Here is an 18,623-nt window from a genome sequence, read left to right as displayed (position 1 = left end):
ATAATATCTTTATTATTGTATGAGATAGGTAATTTAGCATTTATGAATTTGTAATGTGTTGCATATAGCTCAAAGAAATAAGGTTTACTGGTTACACGCTGCAGCCAATGCCACAACACTAGGACCTATGTTTATCTGCATGTTAATTTGCGTTGTGATTTTATGGAGGTCTTCTGTTACCTATGCTAGTGAAAATTTGGAGATACAGAAGGCCTTTGATAGTGTTGTCAAGCATATAAAAGCTGATAAAAAATATAAAGATCTTGATGTTATTGAGAGAAAAAGTGATAAATTTAACATCAAAATTGCACAGAATTCTGGCAAGAGTTTTGACATATACTCTACTTTAAAAAAAGCAAAAGATTCCTTTGAATCAGGAGATAATGAAACAGCTATTTCTCTCCTTAATCAGATCATTGCAAAGTTTCCTTATCATAAAAATGCTTTAATTGGATTGGGAAATATTTATTACGCTAATAAAGAATACAAAAAAGCTGTAGAGATTTACACAAGACTGTTAAAAGAACACCCTAGTAACCCTTACATATTAAAAAATTTTCTGACGATAATCTCACAATATGATCCTGATCTGGCGTTGAGTGAAATGTTAAAATTGTATGATATACATAAAAATTATGCTCCTTTATTAGCAAATTTAGGTCTGATCTATATGAAAAAGGAGGATTATGTAAAAGGTAAAGAGTATATGATAACTGCTATTTCCCTCGATGAAAACAATATTTTTTATACTTATAATTTAGCTGTTATTCTAGATAAACTTTCAGATTTTCAAAATGCTACAATATTCTACTTAAAGTTGTTAAACATGGCTACAACTTCGAAAGATGTGAGTGAAAAAATACCTTTATACAAAGTGACAGCAAGACTAAAATTTATAAAACTCCACAGCACGCACCCAAAGATTTCATAAAAGCTTATAGCTTACCTAAATCTAATTTATCGTATCTGTTCAAGGGAGTGGCTAATGTGCAAATATTGAAGCAAAGTGTGTGACACACAGCTGTACGAACATTTGTTTGCAAAGGTAATTTGCACAACAAATGCATAACTGTACGAACATTGTGATTTTGGCCCATCAGGAGGGTGTCATCCCAGTGCTTGACACTGGGATCCAGGAATTTTATTAAGTTGGCGAGCATAAAAATAGCTGTTTTATGTTAAAATACAACGTTTTAATGATTATGAAAAAGCTGGATTCCAGTGTCAAGCACTGGAATGACACCATTCTTTTTTCTGGATCCCAGTGTCGGCTACTTGGATGACACCATTTATTGTAAGGACTTACCTCACATTTACTCTATGATTATCTTTTTAGATCACCTTGTCTACCTATTTTGCCACTCTGCTGAACGGATACAATTTATTGCTATTTTTGTTTACAATAATAATATTGAGCTATAGAATTAGATCTAAAGGGGCAATTAGCTCAGCTGGTAGAGCATCTCGTTTACACCGAGGAGGTCGGCAGTTCAAGTCTGTCATTGCCCATTTGCTTAACTGAATGTTAGTATTATTAATTACTTCAATTAAAGTATAGAAAATGCAGGATAATATAGTACCAATCTCAATAGTAAAAGAGCTGGAAGATTCTTATCTTTCCTACGCAATGAGCGTTATCATAAGCAGGGCTATACCTGACGTGCGGGATGGATTTAAACCTGTTCATAGGCGTATATTATATGCAATGTCGAGAGCTGGATTCGATGCCGGTAAGCCATATAAAAAAGCGGCTCGTATAGTTGGGGATGTAATGGGGAAATATCACCCACATGGTGATGCAGCTATTTATGATTCCTTGGTTAGGATGGCCCAAGATTTTTCTCTTCTTTTACCACTTATTGATGGGCAAGGTAACTTTGGTTCGATAGATGGAGATCCACCAGCTTCAATGCGATACACAGAAGCAAGACTTCAAAAAGTGTCGCACTTTTTACTGAATGATATTGATGAAGATACAGTTGATTTTAGGCCAAACTACGATGGAAATGAAACAGAGCCTGTTGTGTTGCCTGCAGAGTTTCCGAATCTATTGGTAAACGGTGCAAGTGGTGTTGCAGTTGGTATGGCAACCAATATTCCTTCTCATAATCTTGGAGAAATAATAGATGCTTGTATGTTATATGTAGATAATCCTGAAGTGACTTTGGATGAGTTACTTGAAGTGATGCCAGGGCCGGATTTCCCAACTGGGGGAACAATTCTTGGCAGGTCTGGAATAAGATCAGCGTTTGCCACAGGTCGTGGATCAATTGTTGTGCAAGGCAAGACTCACATAGAAGATCTGCCACAAGATAGGCAAGCAATAGTGATTGATGAAATACCTTACCAAGTAAATAAAGTAAAATTAATTGAGAAGATAGGTGAGCTTGTAAAAGAAAAAAGAATTGATGGTATAACAGAAATTAGGGATGAGTCCGATAAGTCTGGTATTAGAGTAGTAATTGACCTCAGAAGAAATGCTGAGGCAAGTTTTATACTTAATCAAATATTGGGGCTAACTCCACTAAGAAGTAGTTTTAGTGTTAACACTTTAGTGCTCAATAACAACAGGCCTGCTTTGATGTCATTAAAAGAAATCATAGAGGCCTTTATTGATTTTAGAAAAGAAGTATTAATCAGGAGAACAGAATTTCGTCTAAGAAAAACGAGAGAAAAAGCTCATATATATATAGGGCTCTACATTGCGGTCCTCAGCATAGATGAAGTGATAAAAATCATCCGCGGTGCAAAAGATCCTGCGGAAGCAAGTAGAGAACTTTTAAATAAAGAATGGAAAACTTCGAATGAAATCAACACTATTATCGAGTTGATTTCAGATAGCGCAAGCTTTTTGAAAGATGGAGTGTATAGATTAACTGAGCTACAAATTAAGGCTATCCTTGATATGAAACTGCAGCGTTTAACAGGCCTTGAAAAAGACAAATTAGAAGCTGAGCTAAGTTCAATGATCAACCTGATAAAAGAATATATCGCTTTTCTTGGCTCAGGAGAGAAGTTGATGAAAGAAATAAAAAACAATCTACAAGAAATAAAGAACAGATTTGCTGTGCCGCGAAAAACTTCAATAGAGGAATCAGATACGGACATTGAAGCTGAAGATCTAATTCCACAAGAGGATATGGTGATAACCGTAACTATGAATGGTTATATCAAGCGTGTGAAGCTTTCTCACTACAGAACTCAGCGTCGTGGTGGAAAAGGAAAGCTAGGACAGGGATTAAAAGAAGAAGACGTAATTACAGAATTATTTGTGACAAATACTCACACTAGCGTTTTGTTCTTCTCTAACATTGGTCGAGTTTATAGATTAAAAGTTTATAAGTTACCTCTTGCAGAGCCAACTGCACGTGGAAGAGCGCTTGTTAATATATTCCCTCTTGCTGAAGGTGAAACTATAACTAATATCATGCCGTTACCAAGTGAAAATGACGAAAATCAAAACATAGTTTTTACTACTGCCTATGGAAACATAAGGCGTAACTCTTTAGCGGACTTTCACTATATTCCAAGCAATGGAAAAATAGCAATAAAGCTCGATGAAGGAGACAAATTAATATCGGTTAAAGTATGCAATGAAATTGATCATGTTTTTCTTTCAACAAGATTCGGCAAAAGTATCAGATTTGTTGTAAGTGATGTGCGTCAATTTAAGAGTCGCAATTCAGATGGCGTAAGAGGTATCAAACTTGCAAAGAATGACAGCGTGATATCCATGACCATATTAAATGGGATAGGTGTAGCAACAGAAACAAAAGAACTTTACTTAAAAGTTCCACTTGCAAAAAGACTGGGAACTGCAATTAATAACTCCATTGATTCTAAATTGGAAAAGACTTTGAATGATTTAGGAATAGATAACGAATTATTCTTAAAACTTGCAGTGAATGAGGAGTTTATATTAACTATTACCGAAAATGGCTTTGGTAAAAGAACTTCTGCGTATGAGTATAGAATAACTAACAGGGGTGGTGTTGGTATCACCAATATTCTTACTACTAGCAGAAACGGTAATGTTGTTGCTAGTTTTCCAGTTGAGCAGGGTGATAATATAATGCTTATTACAGATAAAGGAAAGTTAATTCGTATTTCAGTAAATGATATCAGAATTGCAGGACGTAGCACTCAAGGAGTCACTCTGTTTAAAACAGAGAGTAGAGAAAAAGTGGTGTCAGTAGCGAAAATTGAAGATCCTGATTCCACTGAAGATAGTATTTCTGAAGTTGAAAACTCTATCTCTTCTCAACTGTAGTACAGATTAAACAAAAAGCGCAAGTTTTTGTTGATTAATACGCAGTATTTAATTTAAAATATATACTTATGGCTGAGTAAAGATCAATGGACAAAAAATTGACTAAAAATAAAAAACCACTGGCAAACAAAGAGGATAAAAAAACACCTCCCGTTAAAGATCTTACTAAAAATAAGAGTAGGAGAGATTTTATAACATTAACTACATGCGCTATGGCAGGTATAGGAGCTGTAAGTGGGCTTTGGCCACTGGTTAAATCTATGAATCCTTCTGCTGAAGTTCTAGCAACTTCCACAGTGGAAGTGAATTTGTCTGGAATTCAGGAAGGACACGGAGTAAAAGTAAAGTGGCAAGGTAAACCAGTATTCATTCGTAGACGCACAAAGCAAGAAATTGAGGCTGCAAGAGCTGTGAATGTGAAGAGCTTGAGGGATCCTCAATTAGATGAGCAGAGAGTATACGAAGGAAAAGACGAATGGTTAATCATGATCGGAATATGTACACATCTTGGGTGTGTACCGGTTGACCACGCTACAAGAGATGGTAATGGTTGGTTCTGTCCTTGCCACGGTTCATATTATGACACATCAGGCCGAGTGATTGGGGGTCCTGCACCAAAAAATATGGTTGTACCTGACTATTTTTTTCCCAGTGAGAATGTTGTAGTAATTGGCAAGAAGGCTTAACGGAACTCGTTAAAAAAAACTCACAGGATCAACATCTATTATCACTGCAATACTCGAATTCAAGTTACAATTTTTAATCCAATATTTCAGCTTTTTTTGTATAGATAAACTGTGTTTATTGTGTATTTTTAATAATACCCTATACCGATACTTATTATTTAAAAAATTTATTGCTGCTGGTGATGGGCCAAGAATTTCAAATTCCTTTTTGTCTGCACTGACATTTTTTTCCTGGATACAAGTAGTTGAGCTACTTGGATGACAAAGAAGAGATTTTACTATTTCATTCGCTGCTTTTTGTGTTGCAATCCGATTCTTACCACAAATGATAAGCGCTATTAATCTGCTAAATGGTGGCATTTTGGCTTCACGTCTTGACTTAAGTTCGATTTCATAAAATGAGTCTCTTTTTTGATGCAGCAATGCTTTTATTATTGAACTTTCAGGATTATTAGTTTGCACTATTACCATTCCTTTTTCATTAAACCTTCCTGATCTGCCTGCAACTTGGTGCAATAATTGATACGTCTTTTCCGCTGCTCTTAAATCAGAATTTTCGAGGCTCAAATCTGCATTTATTACTCCAACCAAAGTTAATTTGGGAAAATTGTGCCCCTTAGCAATTATCTGTGTGCCGATTATAATGTTCACCTCTTCCTTTAACACTAAATCAATGATGTTACTAACCGACTTCTGATCGCTGCTTATCATCGCAGTTTTTGCGTTTGGTATTAATTTCACCATTTCTTCAAGTAACCTTTCAATTCCTATGCCGTAGAGGGACAATGGCTGTTCACTTTGGCAATTAGAGCATTTTTCTGGAAGTTTCAATTGATAAGAGCAGTGGTGGCACAAAAGAGCATTTTTTTTCTTGTGATATGTAAGCCAAACAGCACAATTTAAGCAGGAAATTTTATATCCACACTTTTTACAAATTGCCAGTTGTGCATACCCTCTGCGGTTTAGAAAAAGCATAACCTGCTGTTTTTTCTCTATGGTTTGTTTGATGCTTTCAAAAAGCTCAGAGGAGATCCATTGCTTGTTGTTCCTCATATCTACTACTTTAATGAGTGGCAATTCTGCACCACCAAATCGCTTAGTTAGCTTTACATGATTGTAATTCCCGTTTTTAACATGATGAATCGTTTCAAGCAGTGGAGTAGCTGATGATAAAATAATCGGAATATTTTCAAATTTGGCTAAGATTATCGCCATATCTCGAGCATTATATATAATTCCCTGTTCTTGTTTAAAAGATGAGTCGTGCTCTTCATCAACGATAATCAATTTTAGGTTTTTATAAGGCAAAAAAAGCGCTGACCGTGCACCAATAATTATCTGCGCATTTCCATTTGCTATATTGAGCCAATTATTCCGGCGAGTTTTTGGAGTGAGCCCTGAGTGCCATTCAACTAAGTTTTTTGATATCTGACCGCGAACACGATTTACCAATTGTGAAGTTAAAACAATTTCAGGTAGGAGGATTAAAATTTGTGTATTACCTTCTCCTGATGTCATTTCAACATATTCTGGTGTCATACTAGTACGTGGCAAAGACGGTATGCTAAATGTTACAGTGGGTTTTGCCTTGAGTATAAAGGTGTCATTCCAGTGCTTGACACTGGAATCCAGGAATTTTGATTGTAAATTAGGTATTGGTTTTAAGTTAAAATAAACATTTGTAATGAGGTTATATGAAAAACTGGATCCCAGTGTCAGGCTACTCGGATAACACCCTCTTGGTAGACCCAAATTACAATGTTCGTACAGTTGTGTCTCTGGGCACTGGGATGGTAAAGTCTGAGCAGCATTTGGAACGGCAGTGTAATTCTTAATCAATTGTGCAATCACAGAGAGATAAACTTCGGTTTTTCCAGATCCTGTCTCACCGTCAAGCAAAGTCACTGAATACTCGTTCAAATTGCTTATTATTTTATCACTAGCTATCTGCTGTTCAGGGCTTAATTGGCAACTTATTTCACTTGTTTCCTGCTTTTGTTCAACACAAACCAATTTATCTATGTGATTTACTTTTAACACTCCTCCCATTATCACTTTGGCAAGCATACCAATAGGTATTAAATTGTATTGTGCAACCCACTCTGCAAATGCAATCAATTTTGGTCTAATATTTGGTAAATCGATTTTTTGCTCAATAAATTTTAATTCTCGGTTACTTTTATCACTGTATTTCCAAACTATTCCGATTAAGCGTTTTTTGCCAAATGGCACCACTACGTAATCTCCAAGTAAAATCTCAGTATTTTCCTCAATTGCATATGAAAATAACTGATCAATTGGAAGTGATAGTAATACGTCAACTGTTTTTGCCATAGTGATTGAGTTTAACATTGTTTTAAAGAGCTTGTAACTTTATTAAGCCTGGCAATATAGATGAATCGGTACAGAGAAAATCTTAACGTTTAACACATTTTTCATATTACAGACCGTATGATTGATAAATAAAATGATTTATAGAATTTGTGGAGGCTACCAATGGTCAACGACAAGATTACTTTGAACTTTGAAATAGAAAAAGGCGAACCTATAGATCGATACTACTTTTCTGCACATATAAAGCTTACAGATGAAAGCAAAAATCTTTTGCGGGAGAAGCTTGGCAGTACAATTCAATTCGATAATCTAGATGATCACTTCAATCTTAACCATGAGAATTTTTATATCTACTACAACAAATATAGTGAGCACAATGGTAGAAGTGAGCTACACGTTAGGGATGATAACGGTAAATATTTAACCTCCAATCTTCCACTTAATTACTATGGATTCTCAATGGAACTATCACCTGACGGAGCGTCAATTGCAGATTATGGTTTTTATCCTCTGTATGCAATCTATAACCCAAATCACTATAATAAAGCAAAGGAAAAAGTATTTGATGATCACGGTGAATTGTCACCAATTGCATCAAATGTGTTAGATAATTTTTTAAGCAACACAAATAGCTTAACCACACAAGATATATTACAAAATGTATTCTCACAACTGCAGAAGAAAGCTGATGAAGAAGCAGAAAGATTGGCAAGAGAAAGAGAAGCAGAAAGACAAAGGGAGGAAGAGTTAAATGAAAAGAACGAGGAGTTAAAAGAACTTGTAGAAAAGGATGAGATTAAAATATTCAAAGTGGTAAAAGGTAATGATTTAGGTAATGGGCATTCAGCAGTAGTTTTACAACTTGATGGGGAAGAAGGTGACAAGATACCTCTCGACTCTAGTAAATACTACATAGCAGAGTATAGACACCACCCAGAATGGGAAGGCGATGAATATTTAAATTTTGTTAGCCCTGATAGTGATATGCTGGTTAATTATGAAAACTTATTTTTTGTGCTCAATCAAAGCTCCTACTCAGACTTTGAAAGTGGGTTTTATTCAGAAAACAGAACCGATCCCCATAATTATGCTAAATATTCAAAGGAACCATATTTGAGTGGTGACCAGCTATCTGAAAAATTATCTAATGAATTGGAGGAAGATAGCAATCAGATAGGTACTGAATTTACAATTGATGATGAGCAAGTAGACGAAGAAGTTGTGGTAGAGAGTGAAGCCAAGTCTGGGGAGAAAGGAACGGTTGGTGAGGATAACGCAAAAAATACTATACAGGAAGAAGAATCTAACTATATAGATCAAATGCAAGCGGATGATAGCAGCAGTTATAAACCAGCTTTGCAAAGCAATCGTGATGATTATGCTGATACGAAAAAAGCTCTGCAGGAAAAATTGCATGGAGATGAAATACACAAGCAAAGTAATGAGAAAGCTCAAAAAGATATAGAAGTAAAAAAAGTAACTGTGGAAACTGACAGTAGCAGTAATAAGACTGAAAAACAAACAAAACCAACAGAAGATGAACAAGAAACTGTTATGGCAAGTGTGATAGAAAATATGGATAAAAATTCTGATATTGAAGCAGAAACTTCTAACAGTGTTGCAAATTCACAACATCCCTTAAAAATAAAGACAGGAAGTTCTCTTGAAGTGGGAAAGTATAAGGTGGAGCTGCAAGTGACATATGATGATGTAAAGAATTTTTATGATACCGTACGTGGTAAATATCATGCTGGCGATGGATATAACTACGAACAAGTAATGGTTTTATATAATGAAATTGTTAGGCCCGCTCACAATCATCATTACGAGCTGTTTACTCTTGATGAAGCACATGTTGCTAATGATCACCTGTTTATCAAGGGTCAGGATTTTGGAACTCTAAATGATTTTAATGAGATGTTCTATAAAAGTGATGAGTTAATGTGATGTAAAAAGCAAGATTCAATCTGGTGAACGAGAGTTAGAGGTTGTCCGGAAACAAGTAAAAGGCTATAATATCTGAAATTTTAGTACGGGGTAAAGATGAGAAAAAAGTATCCAACAGATCTAAGCGAAAGGGAATGGGCAAGAATAGAAAAACACTTCAGAGTATCATACAAGAAAGGAGGAAGGCCGCCAAAGTATAGCAAAAGAGAAATATTAGAAGCAATTTTCTATGTATTGCGTACAGGGTGTCAATGGCGGTATTTACCAAATGATTTTCCGCTATGGAAGACTGTGTATGAGCAGTTCAGGCAATGGAAGAAGCAGGGAATTTTTGAGAAAATGAATTATGAAATTACAAAATATAGTAGAAGAAAAATAGGAAGGAATGAGCAGCCGAGTGCCTGTATAGTAGATAGTCAATCTGTAAAGACTACAGAAAAGGGGGGATCAAAGGCTATGATGGAAGTAAAAAAGTAAAGGGTAGAAAAAGGCATATAATTACAGACACTCAGGGTTTTATACTAGGTTGTTACGTAGGCGCTGCTAACGAAAATGATAGAGATGGTATTAAAATAGCATTAAACAATATGAGAACAAAATATACTAAAGTTAAAAAAATGTGGGCTGACATGGGATACCAAGGAAGAAATTTAAAGAATCACATAAAGGAAGAATATGACATAGATATTGAAATTGTTAAAAGGCCTCCATGTAGATTTTGGGTGCACAAAGATACGCCACCTGAGCTACTACCAACAAGAGAACAAGGGTTTAAAGTACAGCCAAGAAGATGGGTTGTAGAAAGGACTTTTGCTTGGGTTAATAGGAATAGAAGGCTATCGAAGGAGTATGATTTACTCACAACATCCACTGAGAATTTCATATACCTAGCTATGAGTAGGGTTATGTTAAAGAGGGAATATGCTTGAATTTACTAGTTTCCGGACAACCTCTTATAGCATTTCTTATAATAGTCCGAACAGGTCATAGGAAGGCAGAATCAACAGCACGACGAAAGGATTCGAATAGAGGAATGTTTTTCCTGGCTCTGTTTTTTATAGCAAATCAATGATGCTCAATTTTGTTGAAATCTGGAGAATAAGGCGGCAGATACAAAATTTCTGCACCAACCCCTTTAGCAAGCTCGATAATCTTATCAGACTTATGAAAAGTAGCATTGTCAAGAATGACAGTCTGTCCAGGTTCCAAGATCGGTGTCAAAAATTGCTCAAACCATCCATTAAAAACATCCATATTACAGTGGCCTTCAAAGGTTAACGGAACAACTATCTTTCTTCCACTTAAGGCTGCAACCATACTGATTCGTTGAGTTTTCTTTCCAGATTTTAAGGCATAAAACCGCTGTCCTTTCTGGCAATATCCGTAGGGGTAGTCTTCGGTGTTATCAATGCCAGACTCATCTATATACACTAAGTTTTTAGGTTCTTTTGTCGCTATAATTTTCAAAAATTCAGCACGTTTTTCTTCGTTTCTTTCCTTGTATCCATATGTCTTTTTTTGCGCGTAAATCCAATTTTTTTAAGGGCTCGATAGATCGTTTGGATACTAACGTTGTTCCAAAGTTTAGCCATTTCCGATAGAGTCTTTCCTCCGTGTTCTCTGGCAAATTTGGCAAAGGTATCCCAGTCGGTAATTTTGTGATTGTAACCCCCATTTCCAAGTTTTTTTGATTGAAAGTCTCCTGTTTCTTTTCTTCTTTGCTGCCACTCCCATAAAGTAGTTCGTCCAATCTTAAATCTTGCTGCCACTGTTTCTCTGCTTTCTCCTTCGTCTAGCGCTTCCATTGCTTTTTTTCTTAAATCATAACTATATGCTGCTGGCATTCAACCTCCTTATCATCATCTACCCTTATCCTATCACATCCGGACTTTTATGGAAAGAGCTATAACTGACAGAGGAGATTGACACGTATGCCTTTATCTTTAAGATTGTTTATCAAGTATAGACATCAGCTCGCCCCATTCTCTTTTACCAATATTACTTTCTTTTCTAGTAACGTTTTCCCCTTTAATTAATTTGCGAATTATTTCTAGACCAGTTCTTGAAATACAGGCTGATTCTAGGCAATATTCAACAAAGGCATTGTAGGCCAGTGGAACCCATTTTTTTATTATATCCAGCATAACTTCTGCATAAACTCTGATTTCATATTGGGCATGCTTATCAGCTCTAAGCTTCAAAAAATGAAGGAGATTATGCAGATCTATTTTCCAATAAAATTGCGTGTAGTAATTAAGCATTAGGTTAGTTCTGGCAATTTCTCTTGCAAGCCCCTGCTCAATAAATTTTTCATAATGAGAATATACTAAATTAGAGTCATTTGTTAGAGAATCTATTATTTCCTTTGAGGTATCTGGATCAAAAGCTTCCCCGCTACCTTGTTTATTATTGTCAGATTGTTTTGCAACTTGTTCTGGTTTAGGTGTATAAAATTCATCATCAAGTATTGAATACCTTGCTGAATATTCATTCACATTTGCAGTTCTATGCCTTATCCATTGCCTTGCAACAAAAATTGGAAGTTTCACGTGAAACTTAATTTCACACATTTCAAATGGAGTTGTATGATGATGTCTCATTAAATACTTTATAAGTGCTTCATCCTGACTTATCTGTTTTGTTCCCTTGCCATAAGAAACACGAGCAGCTTGAACTATAGCGCTATCAGAGCCCATATAATCCACTACTCGAATAAATCCATGGTCTAATACCTTATGTTCTTCATATAAGATTGCATCTATTTCTTTTACTATAGTTCGTTTGGTTGCTTCATTCATAAAATATCCTCAAGACGAAATGGAGATATCAGCTCCACATGAATTGAGTTTTTCATGCATTGCTTCATATCCTCTCCATAAATGATGTGAATTGTTTATTATAGTTTCTCCACCGGCTACCAAAGAAGCAAGCACCAAAGCTGCTGTTGATCTTAAGTCAGTAGCATATAGATTAGCTCCAGATAAGCTTTTTATTCCACTTATAGTAGCTTTGCTTTTCTCGATGCTGATATTAGCACCTAACTTTCTCAATTCATCTGCATGTGTAAATCTGTTTTCAAAAATGTTCTCTTCAATTACTGATATCCCATCAGCGATGCACATTGCAGACATCAGTTGTGGTTGCATATCACTGGGAAAATTGGGATATGGATCTGTCGCAACGTTAGCAGACTTAATAGAGCCATTTTTTCTGGAAATAACAATGCCTCCATCATACAGTTCAACCATAGCTCCTATAGTCTCCAACTCATTTGTAATACACCTTATATCAGATAGATTTATTCCTTCCAACTCCAACTTACCACCGGTTATTATAGCAGCTAGTGCATAGGTGCCTGCTTCTATGCGATCTGGTATTATTTTATGAACACATCCATTTAGTGCTTCAACTCCTGTTATTACGACCTTTGTATTATCAATTTCAATATCAGCACCCATTTTCTTCAGAAAATCTATTAAATCAAGAACTTCCGGCTCAGTTGCAGCATTGTTTATTGTTGTCACTCCTTCTGCAAATGTTGCTGCCATTATTACATTTTCTGTTGCGCCAACACTTATTTTCTCAAATGTGATTTCTTTTCCTTGTAGCTTTCCTTTCACTGTTGCAATTATATTATAGCCGTCAATTTCAATTTTAGCTCCCATTTCTTCTAATGCTTTAATATGCATATCAACGGGACGCTTTCCAATGTTGCATCCACCAGGAAATGCTGTTCTCGCTTTGCCAAATCTGCTAAGCATTGGACCCAATATTAGAAAAGAAGTTCTTAGCTTACTTGCGGTTTTATATGGCATCACGTGATTGTTGATATTGCTGCAGTCAATTTTCAAAGTATGGTTCGCTTTATAATTTTTATTGTGCATAAAGTTCACTTCTGCTCCAAGACTTTCAAGCAACTTAGACATTAGATGCACATCAATTAAATCAGGCACATTATGCAAAATTACCGGGGAGCTACTTAATAGACTTGCTGCCATTATTGGTAAAACAGCATTTTTTGAGCCATTAATCTTGATTTTTCCGACCAAAGGTTTGTAGTTATTTCTTATTAATATCTTGTGCATTTAATTAGATATAAAGTATAATTCATTAGTTTATTGAAGTCTTACTAAGTATAATAGATTGACCGTAAAAGGCAAAATTTGCTTTTTCTTCCTCATCATCCCAGTGTCATGCTACCTGCATGACACCTGATGCGAATTGCCCCCGAAATTTTATACTATGAATTACTCAAATGACGCTCTCGAGCTTTATCAAACCAAATAACACCAATTGCAACAATGAAATAACCAGCTGCTCCTAATGTAAGGCGAATTACTGCATCGAAAGTTGACAGAGGAGGAGACGGCATTAGAATGCTCAAAACACTATACACAAGATTATTTGTTGCATGAGCAATAGTTACTGGCCAAATCGAGTTGTCTTTTTCAAACAACCAGGTAAACATTATAGACATTGCACAAATATAAAGGGTATAAGCACAAATAGTCGGGAATGTAAAGCCATCCTTCCACAAAGCTGAGCCAGCAACCACATAAGTTGGTATGTGCCATACTGACCAAATAATACCGACAATAATTGCTCTGATATAAAAATTTGATATTTTGCTTTTAAGATTTTTCAAAAGATAGCCACGCCAACCGATCTCTTCACCAAGAGACATAATGATCCACATCACAAAGGTTGATAATAAAACAAATAACATCACTAATGGACTCAAAACTGCACTCAAATCCTTTACACGGTCTAACGTAAAAGACTCTCGGAAAAATGAAAAACCGCAGTAAATTGACAAAAGACCATTGGAAATTAGCATACTTACCAGAATAAGTATAAACCCTAATAGACAGTTTTTTGGCGAACTAAGTTTAAAAAGATCCCTTGTATCTTGAAAAAAGCATCTAGTGTTTTTAAGCTTAAGCATTAGGTGGAGAAGGGAAGAACTCTGGAAGATTCCTTAGATATAAAATCTGTAGAAAAGAAAAGAGTTCCCTTCTCAAAAGTAGAGGCTGGACGGTATCGTAGAAAGGCCTAAATGGTTCTAATTCTGTATTCACAAGGTAAGCCTTACTTTTCATTTTTAATAGTAGTATATGGAGTTATATATGATCAACAACTTTTTAGGTATAGATGTTTCAAAAGAACGCTTTGATGTTTCTCTCTCATTCATAAGTAAAAAAGGAAAGCGTGAAACTAGGAAAAGGAAATTTAAAAATGATGATACTGGGTTTCAAGGTCTACTGAACTTTCTACAAAAACATAACGTAGAAGAAGTAAAAGCTTGCATGGAATCCACTGGTTGTTATAGCGAAGCTTTGGCTGAGTTCCTCCACAACGCTGGATATTTCGTTAGTGTTGTAAACCCAGCTTGCATAAGATTTTATGCAAAAAGTAAGCTTACACGACAAAAGAATGACCAGACTGATGCAGAGATTATTGCAGATTATTGTCAAAGACAGGAACCTTCTCGTTGGACACCACCTTCTCCTGAAAAGAAAAAATTAAAACATCTTTATCGTTGCTCAAATGCGTTAAAGGATGAGTTAACATTAGCAAATAATCATTTAGAAAAGAAAGAGAGACTGCCTAAAGAAGTTGCAAATGCTTGGGAAGACCTTGCAATGAACATAGAGCAAAAAATAGAAACAATAAAAAACTCCATACGCGAACTATTAAAACAACACAAAGAATTGTTGGAAGATTTTCAACTCCTATTAACTATTCCAGGAATAGGAGAGGAAACAGCAATAGCTATTTTAGCTGAAATTCCTGGTATAAAAGCCTTTATAAATGCTAGGCAATTGGCAGCATATGCTGGAACTATACCACAAAATATAACATCAGGCTCATCCGTACATGCCAAGCCCAGATTAAGTAAAACCGGTTCACGAACATTACGTAAAGCAATGTACTTTCCTGCTATAGCAGCTAAAAAGCATAATCCTATCATTATGGCTTCTTGCGAAAGATTAAAAGAGAAAGGCAAGCATGCTATGGCCATAGTTGGTGCTGCAATGCGTAAGTTACTTCATATAGTTTTTGGTGTTTTAAGTTCAAAAAAGGCCTTTGATCCAGATCATATCAAGAACTATAGGGCTAAAAGGTTAACTGAAGGTTTAGTACTTTAAAATCAAAAAATGCTTCTAATTCATCTTATGTAAAATGGCATCTTACACAAATTTATTGAATGTTGTTGGTTAGTGGATATGTTGATAAGTAAATTTCTGCTGTTTTATATGTAACTAATTTACTTATCAACATATCCACTAACTATAATCTGTATACTGCTACACAGTTGGAAGTATTTTTTGATTTTATTATGCAATTTGGAGAATTTTTATGACTTTTTTGTTGACTAACAAGACGGTATCTTTTCTGCATTATTGATCTTTATTCATAAATTGTCAATAAAATACTTCTTCAGGGATGAATAGAATATTTGTATCCGTTCAGGAGAGTGGTTTAAGAAACAATAGATAGGAGATTTTGGAAAGGATTGAGACCCCTTTGTTTCCAAGTTAAGTATAATGAAATTATCCGCTCAAGGAATGTATTTCCCCGCTTTGATTGTGTAAAATATGAGTTTTTGCGATAAACGACATAATGCCGAATTTGCCGTTCAGCGTGGTTATTTGTCAGCGGAATATTTTCTGGGTCATCTAAAAATTTCCACATCATTCTTTCAGATCTCAGAACATTTTTTGCAACTCGAGAGGCTCCAATTGCTTCAGGTAAACGAGATATCTCCTTCAAGTAATACTTTGTACGTTTTCTTAATTTTCTGGCACGTCTGACAAACCTCAAAACATCTATCTCACTTTTTAGTAAAGCTTTTTTTAGTGCAAATAATTCAGTGGCCACGTTTCTCAAGTAACAACCCAGAACTTTAACTTCAATATTCCAACTATGTGCTAATCTTTCAAAATCTCTTGATAAATGTGCCCAACAGATTTGCCTGTTTTTATCGGCAAAATAATTGTATGCTGCATACCTGTCAGTTATTACCAAGCTATTGCGATTGCAGAATTTACTATTTTGTAAAACTTTCATTCCTCTTGACTCTGTAAATTTTACAAAACTTGCCGTATTGCTTGCAAACATCCAACACCAAGCGAGTTTACCTTTGTTATAATGGCTCGTTTCATCAATATGTAGAACTTTACTCCTACTTATCTCTTGTTCGATCTGCTCATACATTTTTTTGCATTTTGAAGCAACTCTATGTTCACTATTTGATATGCTACCGACGCTTATGTTCAAATTGAAGATATCATTTACGACACTCGCTATTTCGCGTTTTGAATTTTTGTAGAATCCGCTGAACGCTGCAATTATTGACTTAACCCTTGGACCAAATGTATCTGGCGTAACACCTTCCGGTAACTTGCTACTTCTTCTCTTTCCGCATCTCCGACAACGGCCATGTTCTAACTGATATTCCACTACATAAGGCTTGATTTCTGGAAGATCAACTTTCTGATGAATATATGGTTTTTCACATATTGCAATTTCTCCTCCGCATTCGCAAGTATTAGGCAACTCTATCTTTACTACTTTATCTGCATCCATGTTGGCGCGAAAACTTCCTTTATGACCAACCTGACCGCCAATATTCCTTTCGCTTTTCGGCTTATTCTTTTTTATTTTATACAACTCTTTGGAACTTGGTATTGATGAATTTTTTGAGCTTAAACCGAGTCTTTCTCTTAACTCAGCATTTTCTATCTTTAAAGCCTTATTTTCTGCTTTTAAACTTTCATTCTCTTTTTCCAATCTTTCTATTTTTGCTTCTAACCTTTCTATTTTTTGCTGTAAATTTTTGCAAAGTTCTAAAAGGTTTACCATATTATTTCACTTTTGCTCTATGATTATCTTTTTAGATCACCTTGTCTACCTTATTCTGCCACTCCGCTGAACGGATACGAATATTTTTTCTTTTTGAATTGCTATTGATAGTTTAATTTTTATATGTATTCCCTTTCACAACCGTTTGTCATCCCAGTGTCACGCGCTGGGATGACAGTAGGAGAGCTGCTTGCATGACAAGAGGAGGGTACTGGAATGACAAGAGGAAGACACTGGGGTGACATCAACTAAACTTGTCCAAAGATGAGAGATGCATTAGTGCCACCAAAACCAAACGAATTAGAAAGTGCATATTGAATTTTATGCTCTTGAGCTTTAAGCGGTACAAAATTTAAATCACATCCTTCTGAAGGTTTATGTAAATTTAAGGTTGGCGGAATAATTCCATTATTTAACGCAAGAATACTGAATATTGCTTCAACGCTCCCTGCAGCACCAAGTAAATGTCCTATAGAAGATTTAGTTGAAGAAACAGGTATTTTATAAACGTAGTCACCAAATAACTGTTTCATTGCTATTACTTCAATTTTATCTCCAAGTGGCGTTGAAGTTCCATGTGCATTGATATATCCTACTTGATTTGGATTAATTTGCGCACTTTTTAAGGCAAGCTGCATTGCCTTAAATGCGCCTCTTCCTTCTGGATGTGGTGCTGTAATGTGGTGTGCATCTCCTGTCAGTCCGTACCCAACCAGTTCAGCATGTATTTTTGCTCCCCTTTTTTTTGCATGTTCGTATTCCTCCAGCACCAATATACCTGCTCCTTCACCCATAACAAAACCATCGCGTTCTGCATCCCATGGCCTTGAAGCTTCTTCCGGTTTATCATTGAATTTAGTTGATAATGCCTTCATAGACGCAAAACCTGCAATTCCAACTCTACACAGTGCACTTTCTGCTCCACCTGCAATCATAACATCCGCTTCACCAAGTTTTATAGTTCTTGCTGAGTTTATGATTGCATGCGCACCTGTTGCACATGCGGTTACTGCTGAATCGTTTGGACCTGTAAATTCGTATTTAATAGAAACATGGCCAGATATCAAATTTATTAGACTTGCAGGGACAAAAAATGGACTGACACGTCTGGGCCCTTTTTCCTGCATGGTAATAACATTTTCCTGAATTGACGGAAGACCACCTATACCAGAGCCAATAGTCACACCAACACGTTCCCGATTGATATTTTGGCTTTCCAAAATTAATGAATCATCTACTGCCTGAATAGCTGCTGCAATACCGTAATGGATAAAACGATCTGTCCTTTTTGAGTCTTTCTCAGAAATATAATCTAGTGGATTGAAATGGTGCTCAATGTTGTCTGATTGCAACGGCACCTGCCCTGCAATTTTGCAAGCAAGATCAGAAGAGTCAAATCTATCCGTATTGATTGCTTTTATGCCAGACTCACTTTTTATTAGCCTTGACCAAGTGTTGTCAACATCTGCCGCTAGTGGAGTGATTAAACCAACACCAGTGACTACTACTCTTCTGCTCAT

General features: G+C 35.9%; 11 protein-coding genes, 1 tRNA gene and 2 pseudogenes. 7 read left to right on the top strand and 7 right to left on the bottom strand.

The genetic code is table 11. From position 1 onward, the window contains the following. Window positions 1–55 precede the first annotated feature (55 nt). The 4 genes from EA652_RS05950 to petA all read left to right on the top strand — a co-directional run bounded on the left by EA652_RS05950 (window position 56) and on the right by petA (window position 4,956). Window positions 56–931 (top strand): tetratricopeptide repeat protein, encoded by an 876-nt coding sequence (locus EA652_RS05950; RefSeq protein WP_007548480.1) that lies wholly within the window; start codon window positions 56–58, stop codon window positions 929–931. Between the two features lie 505 nt (window positions 932–1,436). Next, window positions 1,437–1,509, top strand: a tRNA-Val gene (locus tag EA652_RS05945). Between the two features lie 52 nt (window positions 1,510–1,561). Further along, entirely contained in the window at window positions 1,562–4,270 is a 2,709-nt protein-coding gene (gene gyrA / locus EA652_RS05940; RefSeq protein WP_012673382.1) for a DNA gyrase subunit A, read from the top strand. 86 nt (window positions 4,271–4,356) lie between these two features. Continuing rightward, complete coding sequence (petA, locus tag EA652_RS05935; RefSeq protein ID WP_012673381.1) at window positions 4,357–4,956, top strand: ubiquinol-cytochrome c reductase iron-sulfur subunit; 600 nt, start codon at window positions 4,357–4,359, stop codon at window positions 4,954–4,956. Window positions 4,957–4,965: 9 nt separating this feature from the next. Here petA and priA read toward each other — a convergent pair whose 3' ends face one another. After that, entirely contained in the window at window positions 4,966–7,308 is a 2,343-nt protein-coding gene (gene priA / locus EA652_RS05930) for a replication restart helicase PriA (protein ID WP_007548482.1), read from the bottom strand. Window positions 7,309–7,452: 144 nt separating this feature from the next. Here priA and EA652_RS05925 point away from each other — a divergent pair, with 144 nt between their 5' ends. Both EA652_RS05925 and EA652_RS05920 read left to right on the top strand, forming a co-directional pair. Further along, window positions 7,453–9,237 carry a hypothetical protein gene (locus EA652_RS05925; RefSeq protein ID WP_012673380.1) on the top strand — a complete coding sequence of 595 codons (1,785 nt, stop codon included), beginning with the start codon at window positions 7,453–7,455 and terminating at the stop codon, window positions 9,235–9,237. A 96-nt stretch (window positions 9,238–9,333) separates the two neighbouring features. Beyond that, window positions 9,334–10,166 (top strand): IS5-like element ISWpi1 family transposase gene (locus EA652_RS05920; protein ID WP_094189578.1). Its coding sequence is split into 2 segments (ribosomal slippage): window positions 9,334–9,703 and window positions 9,703–10,166, totalling 834 coding nucleotides; the frame shifts between segments, so codons are not numbered across the junction. Between the two features lie 55 nt (window positions 10,167–10,221). Here the strand turns inward: EA652_RS05920 and EA652_RS05915 are convergent. From EA652_RS05915 to EA652_RS05900, 4 genes and pseudogenes are all read right to left on the bottom strand, one after another. Then, window positions 10,222–11,081: pseudogene (locus EA652_RS05915) on the bottom strand (IS630 family transposase). A 99-nt stretch (window positions 11,082–11,180) separates the two neighbouring features. Then, window positions 11,181–12,035 (bottom strand): FAD-dependent thymidylate synthase, encoded by an 855-nt coding sequence (gene thyX, locus EA652_RS05910; RefSeq protein ID WP_012673379.1) that lies wholly within the window; start codon window positions 12,033–12,035, stop codon window positions 11,181–11,183. Between the two features lie 9 nt (window positions 12,036–12,044). Further along, window positions 12,045–13,322 (bottom strand): UDP-N-acetylglucosamine 1-carboxyvinyltransferase, encoded by a 1,278-nt coding sequence (murA, locus tag EA652_RS05905; protein ID WP_007549225.1) that lies wholly within the window; start codon window positions 13,320–13,322, stop codon window positions 12,045–12,047. Window positions 13,323–13,477: 155 nt separating this feature from the next. Continuing rightward, window positions 13,478–14,149, bottom strand: a pseudogene (locus tag EA652_RS05900) (lysostaphin resistance A-like protein); the annotation flags it as partial. Window positions 14,150–14,363: 214 nt separating this feature from the next. Between EA652_RS05900 and EA652_RS05895 the strand changes: the two are divergent. Then, entirely contained in the window at window positions 14,364–15,386 is a 1,023-nt protein-coding gene (locus EA652_RS05895) for an IS110-like element ISWen2 family transposase (protein WP_007548332.1), read from the top strand. A gap of 334 nt (window positions 15,387–15,720) precedes the next feature. On the opposite strand, the gene EA652_RS05890 is transcribed toward EA652_RS05895, so the two are convergent. Together EA652_RS05890 and fabF are read right to left on the bottom strand one after the other, a co-directional pair. Continuing rightward, a complete protein-coding gene (locus EA652_RS05890) occupies window positions 15,721–17,103 on the bottom strand; it encodes an IS66-like element ISWen3 family transposase (protein WP_007548562.1) in 1,383 nt (460 codons plus the stop codon). 248 nt (window positions 17,104–17,351) lie between these two features. Then, window positions 17,352–18,623, bottom strand: coding sequence for a beta-ketoacyl-ACP synthase II (gene fabF, locus EA652_RS05885; RefSeq protein WP_007549725.1), 1,272 nt, complete (start codon window positions 18,621–18,623; stop codon window positions 17,352–17,354).

Origin of the sequence: Wolbachia endosymbiont of Drosophila ananassae (assembly GCF_008033215.1) — a bacterium.
Classification (GTDB): domain Bacteria; phylum Pseudomonadota; class Alphaproteobacteria; order Rickettsiales; family Anaplasmataceae; genus Wolbachia; species Wolbachia pipientis.
The sequence above is the reverse complement of the archived record's forward strand: the minus strand, read 5'-3'. Positions and strand labels throughout refer to the sequence as shown.